The following is a 19,161-nucleotide window of genomic DNA, read 5'->3' on the forward strand; positions in this document are numbered from 1 at the left end:
ATGGCAGATTCGAAAAATTCGGATTTGTAGTGAGGGCATATGAGATATAAATTAAAAGAGATATTTGATTTGCAGATGGGAAAAACACCATCAAGAAATAATCCAGATTATTGGTGTACAGAAGATAATAAATGGATTTCCATAGCGGATTTAACAAAGGCAGGAAAGTATATTTCCGATACAAAGGAATTTTTATCAGATGCTGCAGTCAAAGAGAGTGGAATAAAAATTATTCCTGCCAATACAGTTATTATGAGCTTTAAGTTATCAATTGGAAAGACTGCAATAACAGCAGAAGATATGTATTCTAATGAAGCGATAATGGCATTTCATGATAAGCATGCTGTTGATATCCTTCCAGAGTATATATTTTATTTGTTTAAATATAGAAATTGGGATGAAAGTAGTAATAAAGCTGTAATGGGAAAGACTCTCAATAAAGCGACTTTGTCGGAAATGGAGATAGATGTTTGCTCTATAAAAAAACAGAGAGAAATTGTTGCTGTTCTTGATAAAATGATGCGTGTTTTAGTAAATAGAGAGAAGGAATTATTTTTATTAGATAACCTTATTAAAGCCCGATTTGTCGAGATGTTTGAGAACAAAACAGAATACGATCAATTTAGATTGGAAGAAATTGCGGACATTGTTTCAGGGATAACTAAAGGAAGAAAAACAAAATGTGGAGAATTGCGAGAAGTGCCATATATGGCTGTTTCAAACGTAAAAGATGGATATATTGATTGGACAACTGTTAAAACAATATTAGCAACAGAAGATGAAATAATTCAGTATAAATTATTGCCAGACGATGTCTTAATGACTGAGGGTGGAGATCCAGATAAACTAGGAAGAGGAGCTATTATATCTTTACCACCGAAAGATTGTATTCATCAGAATCATATATTTAGAGTACGATTGGATGAAACACGAATATTACCGCGATATTTTTCAGCTTATTTACAAAGCCCGCAGGCAAAAACATATTTCTTGAGAGCAGCAAAACAAACGACAGGTATAGCAAGCATAAATATGCGGCAGTTGAGAGGATTGCCGACAATTGTGCCACCTATAGAACAGCAATTAAAATATGTTTCTTTTAGTGAACAAGTAGACAAATCAAAAGTTAAAGTACAAAAAGCACTGGATGAAACACAAAAGTTATTCGATAGTCTGATGCAACAATACTTTGGCTAGAAAGGAGAGAAGCTGAATGGCGATAATGACGGTGTATCATGGTGGATATCAGGCTTTAGAGAAACCGGAAATCAGAAAAGGTCGTAATACAAAAGATTTTGGAACTGGTTTTTACTGTACGATTATAAAAGAACAGGCTCAAAGATGGGCCAGGAGATATGATACGAAGGTTGTATCTGTCTATGATGTGCGTTTAAAATCGAATCTGAAAATAAAAGAATTCAAAGATATGACAGAAGAATGGTTGGATTTTATAATTGCATGTCGGAGTGGGAAAGACCATGAATATGATATTGTAATCGGTGCAATGGCAGACGATCAGATTTATAATTTTGTTTCTGATTACATGGACGGTACGATTACCAGAGAACAGTTTTGGGTTCTGGCAAAGTTCAAGTATCCAACTCATCAGATAGCATTTTGTTCCAAAGAATCATTGAAATGCCTGAAGTATAGAGATTGTGAGGTGCTATAAATGGCAGGAGAAGGACATGAAAGCAAAAAAGATAATGATTTATTTTACACATGCAGCCTGATCGATTACATTGCCAGGAAAACAAAGAATACACGGGCAGATGTTGTAAATAAACTTGGAAAGCAGAGAATTGATAAAATCTATGACCTGGCAGATATTTACCATTGTGACAACATTGACAGAGTCAGTGAGGATTTTATTGAAGAAGCAGGAATGCAAGAAGGAAATTTTAACAATGTGGGTGATTGTAAATACAGCATTCCATCACATTGGGACATTGGAAAAGTATATAAGCGGCTGATAAAAATGGTTGCTGCAGATGAAAATATTGGAATCGTAGATGCTTTAATAAAAGTATACAATTCCTTTATCAGTGCAAAGATTGATGACTACAACAGCAGTGTATATTACGAAAATCCGTCATATATATTTGAATCGTACCGAGAAAACAAAATGCTATAAACAAAATGGTTGAAGGATGCTGGTATATCTTGAAAGGAGTATGCCAGTATGGAAGAAAAAATAGTAAAAATACTGAATGAAATGTCAGAATATCTGTCAATTACACAAATGAAAAAACTTCAGGAAGTAATCTTAAAAGTATGTGCAGAGAATGAAGCTGACAAAATGGAAATATCCAATATAGATTTTCTTAAAATGTTTCTGGACGCAAAGAAGATAGAAGGTTGTTCAGAAAGAACTATTCAATATTATAAAGTTACGGTAGAACATTTGTTATCCCATATTGAAACATCTGTAAGGAAGATTACAACAGAAGAAATACGGACATATCTGGCAGAATATCAGAAAAATAATAAATGTTCAAATGTTACGGTGGATAACATTCGAAGAAACATTTCCAGCTTTTTCTCCTAGTTAGAGGAAGAAGATTATATTTTAAAAAGTCCTATGAAACGGATTCATAAGATTAAAACTAAAACGGTAGTAAAAAGCGTTATTACAGATGAAGGAATTGAACGACTTAGGGATAACTGCAAAGAAATCAGGGATCTGGCAATTATAGATTTACTATATTCTACAGGAATACGAGTAGGTGAACTGGTAAATCTGAATGTTGATGATATTGATTTAGAAGGGCGTGAGTGCATTGTATATGGAAAGGGAGACAAAGAGCGACGGGTATATTTTGATGCAAAAGCGAAGGTGCATTTAAAAAAATATATTGATCACCGAAAAGATAATAATTCTGCATTGTTTGTAACCCTGGATGCACCACATGATAGGCTAAAAATAAGCGGAGTGGAAATTCGTTTAAGGGAATTAGGAAGACGAATTGATCTGGAACGCATTCATCCCCATAAATTTCGAAGAACCATGGCAACCAGAGCAATAGATAAAGGAATGCCAATAGAACAGGTGCAAAAAATATTAGGACATTCACAAATTGATACAACGATGCAGTATGCGATGGTGAATCAAAACAATGTTAAAACATCTCATCAGAAATATATGAGCTGACTTTTATTCAAATTCGGATTTGTGTGGAATGATGTAGATGGAAAAATGTAAACTTGGTGATATATGTGAGATTGTATCAGGGAGTACACCTAAAACTACTATAGAAGAATATTGGGATGGTGATGTCAAATGGATAACACCGGCGGAGCTCAATGAGAATGTATATATAATTAATGATAGTGTACGGAAAATTACGAAATTGGCGGTTGAAAAAACAGGCTTATCTTCATTTCCAGAGGGAACAGTGATTCTTTCGACAAGAGCGCCTATTGGCAAAGTTGCTATTGCTGGATGCGAAATGTATTGTAATCAAGGGTTTAAAAATTTGATATGTTCGGAGAAAATATTTAATAAATATTTATATTGGTTCTTAAAAGGAAATACTATGTTTTTGAATTCGCTTGGTAGAGGTGCAACATTTAAAGAAATATCAAAGGCAATAGTTTCAGAAATCGAAATAAATGTTCCTGAAATAGAAGAGCAACATGAAATAGTAAAAATTTTGGAAAAAGTAAATACCATTATTAGGTTTAGAAAACAAGAATTATCGGTGTTAGATACTTTAGTCAAAGCCCGATTTGTCGAGATGTTTGGTGATGCTGTAGATAATCCTATGGGATGGGAAAAGAAGCAACTTCAAGAGATTGTTACTGATGATTGTACTATATCATATGGCATTGTACAGACCGGAAATGACCAAGAAGAGGGAGTGCCAGTATTCAGACCTGTTGATATTGTCAATAGAATTCCCAAGTTGGAAGAGTTAAAAAGAACTACTGAGGAAATATCCAATAAATACAAGAGAACGATATTAAAAGGTCATGAAATGCTTATAACAGTTCGAGCTAATATCGCTGATACTTGTATTGTTGGAAAAGAATTCAAAGGATGCAATGTTGGAAGAGGTATTGTCCCTATTAGAACTCAAGAGAACATTATGGTGTTAGAATTCTTAAAATATCTTATGGATAGCAAGCATTTGAATGACGATATTAAAAGTAAAGCCAAGGGCATTACTTTGATTCAGTTGAATATGGAAGATTTGAGAGAGGTAGAGCTTATTGTTCCACCTATTGAACAGCAAAAGGCATTTGTGGAGTTTGCGGAACAAGTCGACAAATCAAAAGTTATCAATCAGCTTTTACAGAAATGGAATTATATGTGTCACGTTACAATCGAGAAAGTAAAATAAAGCAAAAGAAATGTTTTACGGAGATACGTGAGAGAAATTACTTACTACGAGGGGGATGAAATTTACAATGGTATATTTTCAGAAGAGGGTTAAATATGCAAAATGAAATAATTTTATTTGAAACTGCTGATAAGGAAATAAAATTAACTGTGTCTGTCAAAAATAATACCGTATGGCTTAATAGGAATCAGCTAGCTAAATTATTTGGAAGAGACGTAAAGACAATTGGTAAACATATTAATAATGCATTAAAAGAAGAACTGGATAATTCAGTTGTCGCAAATTTTGCGACAACTGCTTCAGATGGAAAAGTGTATCAAGTAGAACATTATAATTTAGATATGATTATTTCTATAGGCTATAGAGTCAAATCTAACAGAGGTGTAGAATTTAGAAAATGGGCAAATAATGTTCTGAAACAGTATATCCTACAAGGCTATGCAATCAATAAAAAAAGATTAGAAGCCTTACAGAGAACAGTAAATATTCAAACCAAAATGCTTGCATGTACTTTGGAAATAGATGAAGCAGAGGTGCTAAAAGCTGTTGATTTATATACAAATGCCTTGATGTTATTAGACCAGTATGATCACCAGTCGATTAAAAAGCCTGCAGGAAATAAAGCCATATACAGAATTACATACGAGGATTGTAGAAATATGGTGAATGCAATGGAAGATTCATTTCATTCGGATGTCTTTGGTGTTGAAAAAGAAACGGGGAAAGTTGAAGGTATTCTTGCAGCAATTTACCAAAATGTTTTCGGAGGAGAGGTTTATCCTTCTTTAGAAGAGAAAGCCGCTAATCTTTTGTATTTTATGATAAAAGATCATCCCTATGCTGATGGATGTAAGAGAATTGCTGCATCGTTATTTTTGGAATTTTTAGCTCGCAATGATGTACTCTACAAAGATGGACAGAAAAGGATAAGTGATGGTGCATTAGTAGCAATTACATTGATGATTGCAGAGTCAGATCCAAAAGAAAAAGATATTATGGTTAATTTGGTAATGAATTTATTGTCAATGTAAAGTGAAAGTAAAAGAGGGAGATTTCACAATGGTAACAAACTTTGATTATTTAAAAAATGAATCAAAATTCTCTGCATTTGCAAATGTTGCCATATCTGCGGAGAAGATCATATTGGCAGATCCGGATGCGAGTATTCTTAACAGCCGGCGGGCTATGGAATTTGCTGTGAAATGGTTGTATTCTGTGGAGAATAGTTTGCAGATTCCGTACCAGGATAACCTTCACACTTTGATGAATACAGAGGAATTCAGACAGTTAGTGGGACCGGATCTTTGGAAACGGATGGATTATATCCGCAGATGTGGAAATAGTGTGGCGCATAGCAATAAAAAACCTGGCAGAGATGCAGCGATACTCTGTCTTGAAAATCTGTCGATTTTTTTAGATTACATTGCATATTGTTATGGAGAACAGTATCAGGAACATCCATTTGATAAATCGATTATTGATGGCAGAATTGAGAAGGCAAAGGCATCCAGGGAAACAGCCAGAAAAGCAAGAGAAACACTTCTGAAAGAACAAGAAAAAACTGCTCAGCAGGAACTGGATCTACAAAAACTGATGGCAGAAAATACTTTTCTTAGGGAAGAACTGTCCGCACGCCACGAGAAAAAGCAGCAGACATATGTTCCGAAACCTCTGGATCTGTCTGAATATGAAACCAGAAAACTTTACATAGATTCCATGCTTATTGATGCAGGATGGGCACAGGGAAAAGACTGGTTAAATGAGATGACTGTGACAGGAATGCCGAATAAATCAGGGATTGGACGTATTGATTATGTTCTCTATGATGATATGAATAAACCTCTGGCAATTATAGAAGCAAAACGTACCTGCAAGGATATTGCTGAGGGCAGGCAGCAGGCGAAACTTTACGCAGATCTGCTGGAAAAGAAATATGAACGGCGTCCGGTAATTTTCCTTACCAATGGTTTTGAAACCCGGATCATAGACGGACAATATCCAGAAAGAAAATGTTCAGTTATTTATTCCAAACGGGATCTGGAGAAATGGTTTAACCTTTTGAGTATGCGGACAAGCCTCCAAAATATTTCTGTAGATAAAAAGATAGCAGACCGCTATTATCAGGAAGCCGCGATAAAAGCAGTATGCCAGAGCTTTGATGAAAAGAATCGGAGAAAAGCCCTGCTTGTTATGGCCACAGGTTCCGGAAAAACCAGAACAGTAATGGCTTTGTGCAAGGTACTGGTTGATGCGGGCTGGGTAAAGAATATACTTTTTCTGGCGGACAGAAATTCACTGGTAACACAGGCGAAAAGAAGTTTTGTAAACTGGATGCAGGATTTTTCCTGTACAAATCTGGTTGAAGAAAAGAATAATTATATGTCGCGATGTGTTTTCTCCACATATCAGACCATGATAAACTGTATTGATACGATAAATGACAAAGAAGGAAAAGTTTTTACCAGTGGTCATTTTGATCTGATCATTTGTGATGAAGCGCACAGATCCATTTATAATAAATATAAAGATATTTTTACATATTTTGATGCACTGCTTGTAGGACTTACCGCAACACCGAAAGATGAGATTGACAAAAATACATATGAAGTGTTTGAACTGGCAAACGGAGATCCCACTTATGGATATGATCTGGCGCAGGCGGTTAAGGATGGATATCTGGTTGATTATCTTTCGGTGGAATCCAGGGTGAAATTTATTGATCAGGGAATTGTATATGATGAACTTTCAGAAGCAGATAAAGAAATCTATGAAAATACTTTTGAAGACGAAAATGGAAAGCTTCCGGAAGCGATAAATTCGGCTGCATTGAATACCTGGATTTTTAACGAAGATACCATTAAAAAAATTCTTCATGTCCTGATGAGAGATGGAATTAAAATTGAATACGGACAGAAGATTGGAAAAACAATTATTTTTGCGAAAAATCATGATCATGCGGAAAAGATCCTTGAGATTTTTAATAAGGAATATCCGCATTTAAAGAATTATGCTATGGTGATCGATAACAGAATGAAATATGCACAGAGTGCAATTGATGAGTTTTCAGATCCGAAAAAACTACCGCAGATCGCAATTTCTGTAGATATGTTAGATACCGGAATTGATGTACCTGAAGTTCTTAATCTTGTATTCTTTAAGAAAGTTATGAGTAAAGCAAAATTCTGGCAGATGATCGGACGAGGAACAAGACTATGCCCGGGATTGTTGGATGGGGAAGATAAGAAAAAGTTTTACATTTTTGATTTTTGTGGAAATTTTGAGTTTTTCCGAATGAATAAAGGAAAAGCAAGCGCAAATCTGATGGCGTTGCAAAGTGCAGTTTTTAATCTTCAGTTTGAGATTTCGTATAAGCTTCAGGATATTAAATATCAGACAGATAAATTAACTGCGTACAGGACTGCACTTGTAAAGCACATGACTGAAAAAGTAAAAGAGCTCCCAAGAGATAGTTTTACAGTTCGCCAACATTTGAAATATGTAGAATTATATTCAGAAGAGTCGAACTATCAGATGCTTACTTATGAAGATACTTTACTTGTACGGGAAGAGGTTGCACCCTTGATTTTGCCTGAAAGTGATGAAGTAACAGCAGTACGTTTTGATGCACTTATGTATGGAATAGAACTTGCATCTCTGGTTGGAAAGAAATATACAAGTGCGCGAAAAGATCTTTTAAAAAAGGTTTCCGGAATTGCCGGAGTGGCAAATATACCGGAGATTCAGGCACAGACAGAGCTGATCGATCAGATTTTGCATACAGATTATGTGGAAAATGCAGGAATTGATGAATTTGAAAATATCAGGAAAAATCTGAGAGATCTTATGAAGTATATTCCGGATAAGAGCAGGAATAAATATATGACCAATTTTACAGACGAAATTCTTTCAACGGAATGGAAAGAAGCGGAATTGGAAAACGATGATCTGGAAAATTATAAAGTACGAGTAGAATATTATGTCCGACAGCATCAGGATAACCATGTAATAGCTAAGCTGAAAAAGAATCAGTCACTTACAGAAAAAGATGTAGCTGAACTGGAAAAAATTCTCTGGAGCGAGCTTGGTACAAAAGAGGATTATGAAGCAGAATTTGGCAGAAAGCCATTGGGAGAATTTGTCAGAGAAATGGTAGGTCTTGATATGAATGCAGCAAAGGAAGCTTTTTCAAAGTATCTTGAGGATGTAAATCTGGACAGCAGGCAGATTTATTTTGTAAATCAGATCATTGAGTATATTGTTCATAATGGAATGATGAAGGATCTTTCTGTTTTGCTGGAATCTCCGTTTACGGATCGTGGGAGCATTTCGGAAATCTTTACAGATATGGGTGTTTGGCTTGGAATAAAAAAAGTCATTGATACGATCAACGCAAATGCTGCTGCATAAACATCCACCTCTGTAAAACATAAAATTTCAACCGGATTTACAATAAATTTAACCATAAATCCGGTTGACAAAACCCGGCCGGGAACGTTATAATGGCCGGGTTGATAAAAAAATTTAAGAAAAAAAGGCAGGTGAACAGAATGGACAGTTGTGATTCTCATGGGCGAAGTTGTAGCTCTCGGAGTGAAAGATGGAAAGAACAGAGAGGGATGAGAATGTTCCATTCTGTTTTAAGCGTACAGAATATTATGTCTGTATATCAAAAGGATATATATGACAGGATATATAGGTGACACCAGAATCTGTACGGTATTATTACATTATAATTGTAGCAGGATTATAATAGATATCTTTTTCATTCTTCTCATTCTGAGAATCTTACAGTAAGGCGATCATGTATAAATTCATTTCGCTTTATACTCAAATCCCAAGGAAACACAATCGAAAATCAAACAGCACATAGACATGCTTTAACATGTCTGTTTTTGGTGTGCGTGTTTTGTGCGAAACTATGTGAGGAGGATGAGAAAATGACAAAAAGAAATCAGGATTTTTCAAAAGATATTCTGAGTCTGATCCGAAGCAGTGTTTCTCCGGCAGTTTTAAGTGAAAGGCTGCAGGATTTCCACGAAAACGATCTGGCGGAAGTATTAAGAGAATTAAGCACTGCGGAGCGCAGCAGACTATACCGTATCCTGGAAAGCGGTATGCTGGCAGATGTTTTTGAATATCTGGAGGAAGAAGAAACTGTACAATATCTGGAAGAGATGGATGTAAAAAAAGCGGCAGCCATTCTTTCCAAAATGGAAACCGATGCCCTGGCAGATGTTTTAAAGCAGATCGATAAAGAAAAACGCAAGCTTCTGATCCAGCTTCTGGATGAACAGGTGCGGAAAGATATCGAAATGATCCGCTCCTTTGATGAGGATGAGATCGGAAGCAGAATGACAACGAACTGCATTGTGATCCGTGAAAACCTGACCGTAAAGCAGGCTATGAGTGAGCTGGTTTCCCAGGCGGCAGATAATGATAATATTTCTACGATCTTTGCAGTGACGGACAGAGGGGAGTTTTATGGAGCGCTGGATCTGAAGGACCTGATCACAGCAAGACAGGACCACCCTATGGAAGAGCTGATCGTAACTTCCTATCCATATGTGTATGGTACTGAGCAGATCGACGACTGTATGGAACGGCTGAAGGATTATTCTGAAGATTCCATTCCTGTACTGGACGATGACAATCGTTTCCTTGGAGTGATCACATCCGCAGGGATCATCGATCTGGTAGACGATGAGATGGGAGAGGATTATGCAAAGCTGGCCGGTCTGACTGCAGAGGAAGATCTGAAAGAACCTCTTTTTGAAAGCATGAAAAAAAGAATGCCCTGGCTGATCGTTCTTCTGGGCCTTGGTATGGTGGTATCTTCTGTTGTGGGAATGTTTGAAAAAGTAGTTACCTGTCTGCCGATCATCATGTGCTTTCAGTCTCTGATCCTGGATATGGCAGGAAATGTTGGAACCCAGTCCCTGGCTGTAACCATCCGTGTACTGATGGATGAGACGCTGACGGGCAGACAGAAAGCAGAGCTTGTGCTGAAGGAAATGCGGATCGGTCTTTGCAACGGTGGTCTGCTCGGTATTCTGTCTTTTGTACTGATCGGATTGTATATTTTCTTATTCAAAGGAAAAACACTCGTATTTGCCTATGCGGTATCCGGCTGTATCGGATTATCCCTGTTGGTGGCCATGCTGGTATCCAGTGCAGTAGGAACCTGCATACCGCTGTTTTTCAAAAAGGTTGGTGTGGACCCGGCAGTAGCCTCAGGTCCTCTGATCACTACGATGAATGACCTTGTAGCCGTGATAACATACTATGGAATGAGCTGGATATTCCTGATCGAGATGTTCCACCTGGCTGGCTGAGAGTAAAATGCAGCTATGCTTATAAAAACAGACAGATATCAGAAATCTGTCGAATAACAGAAAAGTTACCAATACAAAAAAATTCCGGATCGAAAGATTCGGGATTTTTCTTTACATACAAACAGAAAGCTATTATAATGAAAGACACGCTTTGCCCGTTTAAAACGTTGCAGAAATAAATACAAACAACGGGCAGAAAAAAGAGAACAAAACGATCACATGGGGTGATTGGGGAAAGGAAACAGTAACATGATAGTAACAATGATCGAAAAGGTCTATACATTTCTGTGGGGAGATCTGATAAAGATCCCGCTTCCGGGAGGAAGTACGCTGGGAATCTCACTTCTGATCCTGCTTCTGATTCCGACCGGTATCTATTTTACCATCAGGACAAAGCTTCTGCCGATCCGTCTTTTTCCGGATATGGTACGAGCCCTGTCGGAAAAGAAAAGTGACAAAAATAATCTTTCAGCATTTCAGACGCTGATCGTGTCTACAGCTACCCGTGTGGGAATGGGAAACCTGGTCGGTGTGGTAGCTGCGATCTCGGCAGGAGGTGCAGGAGCGGTATTCTGGATGTGGATCACGGCGCTGATCGGTTCCTCCACTGCTTTTATCGAAGCAACCCTGGCACAGCTCTATAAAGAAAAGGATCCTCTTTATGGTGGCTACAGGGGCGGTCCTGCCTACTATATCCATCGCTACTGGGAAGAAAAACAGGGCAGAAAACGAAAAAAGGTTCTGCTTTCCGTTCTGTTTGCCATTTCCGGCCTAATCTGCTGGTGTGGGATCAGTCAGGTTATCAGCAATTCCGTCACGGCGTCTTTCAAAAATGCTTTTGATATTCCGCCGCTGTATACTACCATCGTGCTGGTAGTGATCGCAGCTGTGATCGTGCTTCGGAAGAATGCAACGGTTAAAGTTCTGGATCTTCTGGTGCCGGTGATGGCAGTGCTTTATTTTGTGATCACGCTGTTTATTATATTTACAAATCTTGGAAGTATGCCGGGAGTATTTAAACGGATTTTTGAAGAAGCTTTCGGATTTCGTCAGGCTGTTGCCGGCGGATTTGGCGTCGTGCTGATGAACGGAGTAAAAAGAGGCCTTTTTTCTAATGAGGCGGGAAGCGGCTCCGCTCCCTGTGCAGCAGCGGCGGCAGAATGTGACAGTCCGGTAAAAGCCGGATTTGTCCAGGCCCTGGGTGTATTTGTGGATACGATCGTGATCTGCAGCTGTACAGCCATGATCATGCTTCTGGCCCCGGAAGATCTGGTACAGGGGCTTTCCGGAATGGAACTTCTTCAGACTGCCATGCATTATCATATGGGGCAGTTTGGAGTGATCTTTATTGCTGCAACACTGTTTATGTTCAGCTTTTCCACATTCCTGGGAATCCTGTTTTATGCAAGAGGCAATGTGGCATATCTTTTCGGTGATAACTGGGGTTCACAGACAGGATATAAGGTGCTGGCACTGGTGATGCTGTTTATCGGTGGGATCGCGGCTTACACATTTGTATGGGATCTGGGAGATGTAGGAATCGGCCTGATGACGATCTTTAATATTTTCATGCTGTATCCTCTTGGGGAAAAAGCACTGAAAGAGCTGAAAATCTATGAATCGGAAAAGAAGAAAAAATAAAACTGTTTACAGACCTTGAGAGCATATGGTAATATCAGGGTAAAGTGCTAAAAGATTAAAGAGTTCTGACAGCCGGAAGGAGTCAGACTCTGTGAAATATCAACGGTAAGTTGGATCAAGAGGAGGATATGAAAGATGTATATTACATGTCTGGACGTAGAAGGTGTACTGGTACCGGAAATCTGGATCGCATTTGCAGAGGCAAGCGGAATCCCGGAGCTCAAGAGAACAACCCGTGATGAGCCGGATTATGATAAGCTGATGAACTGGAGACTTGGAATTCTGAAAGAGCATGGTCTGGGACTGAAAGAGATCCAGGAGACTATTGCAAAGATCGATCCCCTTCCGGGAGCAAAGGAATTTCTGGATGAGCTGAGATCCTTTTCCCAGGTGATACTGATCAGTGATACCTTTACACAGTTTGCAACTCCGCTGATGGAGAAGCTTGGACGGCCGACACTTTTCTGTAATTCCCTGGAAGTAGCAGAGAACGGAGAGATCACAGGCTTTAAGATGCGCTGTGAGAAATCCAAGCTGACAACTGTGAAGGCACTGCAGTCCATGGGATTTGAGACTATCGCAAGCGGAGATTCCTACAATGATCTTGGAATGATCCAGGCAAGCAAAGCAGGATTCCTTTTCCGTAGTACAGAGCAGATCCGTGCAGATCATCCGGAAATTCCGGCTTACGAAGAGTACGATGAACTTCTTGCAGCGATCAGGGAAGCAATGAAATGAAGAAGGGAAAGTCGGAATGATCAACGAAAGAATTGTGATCGAAGAAAAAACAAAGGACTATAATGAGGCATGGATAGAGACCTATTTCTGGCAGGAGTCGGAAGAACTCTATCCGGGACAGAAGCGTCCGGTCATAGTGATCTGTCCGGGCGGAGCTTATGGCATGACTTCTGACAGAGAGGCAGAAGCCATTGCTGTCCGGTTTATGGGAATGGGCTATCACACAGTGGTACTTCGTTATAGTGTGGCACCTGCCAGATATCCGGTGGCTCTCCGTCAGCTGGCAAAAACAGTAGCTCTTCTCAGAGAGAACAGCGATAAGTGGCATATTGAAAAGAATAAGATCATTGTGTCCGGTTTTTCGGCAGGTGGCCATCTGGCAGCTTCTCTGGGAGTATTCTGGAATACGGAGGAGCTTGCCGGGATCACGGGAATGGAAAACGAGAGGATCCGTCCCAATGGCATGATCCTGAATTATCCGGTGATCACTTCAGGGGAAGCTGGTCATGAAGAAAGCTTTCGAAATCTTCTGGGAGATCGTTATGAGGAGCTGAAAGATCGGATGTCTCTGGAATTTCAGGTTACGGAAGATACACCCAGAACCTTTATCTGGCATACCTTTGAGGATCAGACGGTGCTGCTGGATAATACACTTCTCTTTGTTCAGGCACTCTATAAAAAGGGCATTCCAGTGGAGTATCATGTTTTTCCGCAGGGACCCCATGGGATCGGCCTGGCAAATGAGCTGACTGCCAACGAAAACGGCAGAGGGATCGCAAGAGCCTGTGAACCATGGAGTGAGCTTGCAGGAAAATGGCTGAACCGAGAATTCCCATGGTGGAACGGGGCAAAGATCGAAAGATAATACGAGACTGCTGTGTCGGATAAAATATCCTTTTTACCGGGAAACCGGTAGAGAGGGTATTTTTTATGATTGTGATGCATGTGATGACTGCTGTATTTGTCGGCTGTTTTGTCTGGCTCATCTGATGATAAAAGCTTTGCAGGGCTTTGGTGTGGATCTGGATCAACATTCACATTGCAGAAAGAAAGGAATTTTGATAATTATGGATAAAAATCAGATTTTTATTACCAGTGGTACGGAATATAAAAGAATGACAAAGGAGCTTCTGGAAAAAGCGGATCTTCAGTCTCATATCGGGGACAGAAAGAAAAAGATCGGGATCAAGCCGAATCTGGTTTCTCCTTCAGAGGCTTCCTGGGGTGCAACGACTCATCCGGAAGTGGTTGCAGGAATTATCGAGTATCTGAAGGAGCATGGCTTCCGGGATATGGTGATGCTGGAGGGATCCTGGGTAGGAGATAAGACAAGGGAGGCTTTTGAGACCTGTGGCTTTGACAGGCTTGAGGAAGAGTATCAGGTGCCGTTCTGGGATATGCAGAAGGATAAGGGGATTTCTGTGGACTGCGGCGGCATGGAGCTGAATGTCTGTGAGCGGGTAAAGGAGCTTGATTTTCTGATCAATGTGCCGGTTTTGAAAGGCCATTGTCAGACAAAGATCACCTGTGCCCTTAAGAATATGAAGGGGTTGATCCCAAATAAGGAAAAGAGACGGTTTCATTCTCTGGGGCTTCATAAACCCATTGCTCATCTGAATATGGGGATACAGCAGGACTTTATTGTTGTGGATAATATCTGCGGGGATCTGGATTTTGAGGATGGCGGAAATCCTGTCGTGATGAACCGGGTGATGGCTGCCTGTGATCCGGTTCTCGTGGATGCATATGTGTGTCAGATGATGCATTATGAGGTAGCTGAGGTTCCTTATGTGAAGCTGGCAGGTGATCTTGGCGTGGGCTGTTCAGATATTTCCAAAGCAGATGTCAGATTTCTGGAGGATGGTGCGGATCAGAGGATGCCGGTATCCAGAAAGGTTGTGGAGCTTGCGGATGCCGTAGAAGAAGTGGAATCCTGCAGTGCCTGCTACGGGTATCTGATCCCGGCATTGGAGATGCTGAAGGAAGAGGGGCTTTTTGAGAAGCTGGATGAAAAGATCTGCATCGGACAGGGGTATCGTGGTAAGACGGGAGTGCTTGGTGTGGGACACTGTACCTGTAAGTTTCAGAATTATGTGGAGGGGTGTCCGCCGTTGGAGGGGGATATATATGAGTTTTTGAAAGAGTATATTGGTGAACGGACGCAGGGGAAGTGACAGTCCTCCGGGCCGGACTCCGTCGGGGGATGCTGCTAAGGTTCCGTGAGCCGGCTAAAACCATTGCGGAAGGGCCCAGAACTCGCCTTCGGCTCAAACAGCTGGGCCCTTCCGCAATAACGTCGTCTCCCGCAACCTAACCATCATCACCCCTCCTCCGTAGCAGCCCGGAGGACTGTCACTTCCCCTGCTGACGTTTCAGACGGAGAGGTGGAAGCGGACGCGTGGTGTCCTGTCCTTACGTTTTGATGAGTTGAGCGTCCGCAGTTGGAGGTGTGGGAAGAATAGCGTCTGGTCAATAAATATTTTGGTGTTGCTCAATGTGTTGGAATGGTGGGAAGGATACGTCTTCTTGTTGAAAGGTGTTATGCCGATGAGATCGGCACAGCCTGGCGTTTTAAACAAACGCAGAATCCATCGCCCTGTCAGTAACATAACATGACCAAAACGTACGATTTCTAGCGGGGCCTGAAGGAAGGGGTGCAGGGGAGGGGAAACGGCCTTTCGCAACTACGAGTGCTTCCCCTCCCCTGCGGTTTCACTTACGCTTCCAAAGCGTAAAAACATTTTTCAGAAAAAAAATTTCAGAAAAAAGAATCCTAAAGACATCTCTTTACAATCTCAATAATCTGCTCCATAGAAAACCGGCTGCTGTCAATACAGAGATCATACTGTGTCATATCCAGCCATTTGCTGTCTGTAAAGTATTCATAGTAAGCCTTTCTCTCTTTATCCATTTTTTTGACCAGCTTCCGTGCGCTGGCTTCTTCTCTGCCGGTACGGCGTATCACATTCTGAACTCTTTCCTCAAAAGGTGCATGGATAAAAAGTTTAAGTGATTTATCCTTCAGGATACTGGTTGCACAGCGGCCGACAATTACGCAGTCCTCTCTCTGCGGAAGGGACAGGATGATCTTTCTCTGGAGATCATAGAGCACATCGTTCATTGGTACAAAAGAGAAATTATCTGTAAACTGCAGCTCACTGTCAACGGGGAATACCCACTGACTGGCTTTTTTCTCGTCTACCTTTGCCAGGGTGTCGAAGGGGATATTGTTTTTCTTGGCAGCCATGTCGATCAGTTCTTTATCATAAAAACCGATGTCCAGGTTTTCAGCCAGAGTCTTGCCGATAAGGCGTCCGTTGCTTCCAAACATACGATTGATGGTTATAATACGTTTTGCCATAAAGATACCTCCTTTATCTCGGACCGGAAGCAGGAATATCTGATTTCCGGTAGTTTTTCTTACTTCTTTTATAACATATTTCGGTAAAAAATACCAGAAAATAATATATAATTTTTAAAATAATATTTAATATATACAAAAAATAATGGTAGCAGACAGAAAATATAATTAATTATTTGTATTTGTATATGAAAAATAGGATGCCTTTTTCACCGGGTTTTCACAGATCACACAAAGACTTTACACATTTTTTTTAAAAATATTTTTAAAACAGAGAGAACATACACAGCATATTTGGAGGTTAAGGAAAATGAAACGACGGCGTAAAAGGCTTATGGTGATCATCCCGTTTTCTACTATGACCAGGCTTGCGGATAATGTACTGGATGTGACCATGTTTTACGCATCCGGAGCAGATGAGGATAGCCTGGAGCCGGCAGAAAATGCGTTTACAGAGCTCCTGATGGAACGCTTTGAGCAGGACGAAGACGCTTTTTCCATTGTGGATCAGTCAGAGATCATGGAAGCCATGTCCGGTGTCACCAACACCATGTCTCTGATGATCAGAACAAATCGCGTTTTTTATCTGGAAATCCGCACATTGATAAGGTATAATCTATAACAGTTAGAGGAATATCTCTGCCGGGAGGACGGAACTGCCGGCAGGGAACTGCCGAGAAAGGGATGACAGTAAATTTGAACATCGTGGAGAAATGTGTTTCATGCCTGAATATAAAAGAATCTTATGATCTGGCCAGGCGCATGGAACAGGAAAAAACAAATCCGGTTCTGGGATACCGTACAGCAGGCTCCCTGTCAGAGCGAAAAACCGGAGATATGCTTTTGGAAGAAATGAAAAAAGCCGGTCTCACACAGGTAGAAAAAGATAAGATCCGTGTGGATGCATGGGAATTCAAAAAAGCTGTGATGCGCTGCCATGACAGAGAGGGAACCTGCCGGGAGATCCAGCTTGGCGCATATCAGACAGATTTTAAGACCAATGGCTTTCAGAGGTTTGATCTTGTATATCTTGGAAAGGGTACAGCTGACGAATATAAGGATATCGATGTGAAAGGAAAGCTGGTTCTTATCGAGATCAATCAGAGAGAAGAATGGTGGATCAACTACCCGGTGTATCAGGCACACCTGAAGGGTGCAGCAGCTCTGATCGCCGTACAGAGCAGAGGATACGCACAGATCGATGATACGGCTTTGAATGCACAGGATATCGCAGGACCTTCCTGTGCGCCTGCATTTTCCATGTCACGGACAGATTTTCTTATGATCCGTCAGCTGATGGAGGAAAAAAATGAGAATGGGAATCGTGTTCCGGAGCTTTCCGTGGAATTTGATGCGGACACAGAGGTGATCAAAGACCAGTATACCTACAATATCGTTGGCAAAATCCCGGGAACCGATTCGGATTCCATGATCCTGTTAAGTGCTCACTATGATTCCTATTTTGAGGGATTTCAGGACGATAATGCGGCAGTGGCCATGATCATTGGAATTGCTAGGGCGCTGCTCCGTGGTGGCTATAAACCTCGCCATACTATTGTGGTATGTGCTCTTGCAGCAGAAGAATGGGGGATTTCCGACACAAAATATGACTGGTCCACAGGTGCTTACCGCCAGGTATTTGAAGCGAGACCGGAGTGGCAGGGGCACGTGATCGCAGATCTGAATTTTGAGCTTCCGGCTCATGCACACAGTACCAGAGATGCAGTACGATGTACCTATGAGTATGCGGATTTTGTGCGCAGCTTCGTGGATGCTGTGCAGATGCCGGAGGGGATTTATCCGGAGGGCATGACCACGTTGTATCCCATTGAAACCTGGTCTGATGATTTTACCATGGCTATTTCCGGGATCCCGTCCATGGTCAATGATTTCAGCGGTGGCCCGTTTATGGAAAATTATTATCATTCCCAATACGATAACCAGGATGTTTATGAGGAAGAGGTATACAGATTCCATCATGAATTTTATCTGAAACTTCTTCTGGCTATTGACAGCCTTGCTCTGCCGCCAATGGATTTCGGGCGGGTACTGGACCAAAGTATTAAGACCCTGGATACGGATCTGTGTATGCAGACCGGCGCCGACAGTACACTCCTTCTGAAAAAAACAGAAGAGGCAAAAAAAGCGGCTGCCATCCTTGCAGAGCAGGTACGGCACTTCAACAGCCTTCCGGAAGAAAAACGTGACTGGAAAAAAGCCGATGCCATTACCGAAAAGCTTCTCGGTGTATTCCGGAAATCCCAGGATTATCTGGTACGTCTGGACTGGGATGACAATGTGATCTTTCCGCAGCAGGCAGTGCAGAACAATCTTTATGCACTGAAGAAAGCGATGGGATATCTGGAAAAAGGAGAGATCGCCCCTGCGCTGGAGGCTTTTTACAGTATTGACAACAACTGTTATGCCTTTCAGTTTGAGCGGGAAGTCTTTTATCATTTTACGGAATATATCTTGAAGCAGTCCCCGGATCGCCTGATGTGGGGAAAGGGCAGGATCATCCATCATGAGAACCTTTATGATCTTGTGGAAAGGCTGAAGGAAAAGAAGCCGGGTGACAGTCTGGAGGTGGAAAAGCAGAGCCTCAAGGAAGCCTGGGAAAGACAGAAGCGTTATTATGCGGATGATATTGAATATCTGATCCGTGCAGCGGAAAAGCTCAGGAATCTGATCTGCGAGGTCAGTGATATGTTTGAAAAAGGAACAGAATAAAACCATACCTGGAGGA

General features: G+C 40.9%; 14 protein-coding genes and 1 pseudogene. 14 read left to right on the plus strand and 1 reads right to left on the minus strand.

The annotated features are described in order from the left end of the window. Positions 1-39: 39 nt before the first annotated feature. The 12 genes and pseudogenes from LI091_RS10300 (at position 40) to LI091_RS10355 (ending at position 15,228) form a co-directional block, all read left to right on the plus strand. A complete protein-coding gene (locus LI091_RS10300) occupies positions 40-1,197 on the plus strand; it encodes a restriction endonuclease subunit S (RefSeq protein ID WP_195635099.1) in 1,158 nt (385 codons plus the stop codon). A 16-nt stretch (positions 1,198-1,213) separates the two neighbouring features. Beyond that, complete coding sequence (locus LI091_RS10305; RefSeq protein WP_161208501.1) at positions 1,214-1,672, plus strand: DUF3990 domain-containing protein; 459 nt, start codon at positions 1,214-1,216, stop codon at positions 1,670-1,672. Next, on the plus strand, positions 1,673-2,134 hold the full coding sequence (locus LI091_RS10310) for a hypothetical protein (RefSeq protein ID WP_021651847.1): 462 nt from the start codon (positions 1,673-1,675) through the stop codon (positions 2,132-2,134). 48 nt (positions 2,135-2,182) lie between these two features. Then, a pseudogene (gene xerA, locus LI091_RS18635) lies at positions 2,183-3,151 on the plus strand (site-specific tyrosine recombinase/integron integrase). 37 nt (positions 3,152-3,188) lie between these two features. Beyond that, positions 3,189-4,343 (plus strand): restriction endonuclease subunit S, encoded by a 1,155-nt coding sequence (locus LI091_RS10320; RefSeq protein WP_265191147.1) that lies wholly within the window; start codon positions 3,189-3,191, stop codon positions 4,341-4,343. A 95-nt stretch (positions 4,344-4,438) separates the two neighbouring features. Then, positions 4,439-5,374: a RhuM family protein gene (gene rhuM / locus LI091_RS10325; protein WP_021651421.1), complete on the plus strand. Its 936-nt coding sequence runs from the start codon at positions 4,439-4,441 to the stop codon at positions 5,372-5,374. Between the two features lie 28 nt (positions 5,375-5,402). After that, a complete protein-coding gene (locus tag LI091_RS10330; protein WP_147603052.1) occupies positions 5,403-8,750 on the plus strand; it encodes a DEAD/DEAH box helicase family protein in 3,348 nt (1,115 codons plus the stop codon). Positions 8,751-9,280: 530 nt separating this feature from the next. Continuing rightward, positions 9,281-10,675 (plus strand): magnesium transporter, encoded by a 1,395-nt coding sequence (mgtE, locus tag LI091_RS10335; protein WP_118608542.1) that lies wholly within the window; start codon positions 9,281-9,283, stop codon positions 10,673-10,675. Between the two features lie 249 nt (positions 10,676-10,924). Beyond that, a complete protein-coding gene (locus tag LI091_RS10340; protein WP_059085580.1) occupies positions 10,925-12,316 on the plus strand; it encodes an alanine/glycine:cation symporter family protein in 1,392 nt (463 codons plus the stop codon). Between the two features lie 135 nt (positions 12,317-12,451). Beyond that, entirely contained in the window at positions 12,452-13,054 is a 603-nt protein-coding gene (gene thrH, locus LI091_RS10345) for a bifunctional phosphoserine phosphatase/homoserine phosphotransferase ThrH (RefSeq protein ID WP_015524708.1), read from the plus strand. A 16-nt stretch (positions 13,055-13,070) separates the two neighbouring features. Next, positions 13,071-13,919: an alpha/beta hydrolase gene (locus tag LI091_RS10350; RefSeq protein ID WP_173741057.1), complete on the plus strand. Its 849-nt coding sequence runs from the start codon at positions 13,071-13,073 to the stop codon at positions 13,917-13,919. A gap of 202 nt (positions 13,920-14,121) precedes the next feature. After that, entirely contained in the window at positions 14,122-15,228 is a 1,107-nt protein-coding gene (locus LI091_RS10355) for a DUF362 domain-containing protein (protein ID WP_265191148.1), read from the plus strand. 599 nt (positions 15,229-15,827) lie between these two features. Here LI091_RS10355 and LI091_RS10360 read toward each other — a convergent pair. Continuing rightward, positions 15,828-16,415 (minus strand): cytidylate kinase-like family protein, encoded by a 588-nt coding sequence (locus LI091_RS10360; protein WP_015524710.1) that lies wholly within the window; start codon positions 16,413-16,415, stop codon positions 15,828-15,830. Positions 16,416-16,725: 310 nt separating this feature from the next. Here LI091_RS10360 and LI091_RS10365 point away from each other — a divergent pair, with 310 nt between their 5' ends. Both LI091_RS10365 and LI091_RS10370 read left to right on the plus strand, forming a co-directional pair. Then, on the plus strand, positions 16,726-17,037 hold the full coding sequence (locus LI091_RS10365) for a hypothetical protein (RefSeq protein WP_265191149.1): 312 nt from the start codon (positions 16,726-16,728) through the stop codon (positions 17,035-17,037). 62 nt (positions 17,038-17,099) lie between these two features. After that, complete coding sequence (locus LI091_RS10370; RefSeq protein ID WP_265191150.1) at positions 17,100-19,145, plus strand: M28 family peptidase; 2,046 nt, start codon at positions 17,100-17,102, stop codon at positions 19,143-19,145. The last annotated feature ends 16 nt before the right edge of the window (positions 19,146-19,161 follow it).

It is taken from the genome of Blautia sp. MSK20_18, from assembly GCF_020553125.1.
In the GTDB taxonomy this organism is placed as follows: Bacteria; Bacillota; Clostridia; order Lachnospirales; family Lachnospiraceae; genus Blautia_A; species Blautia_A fusiformis.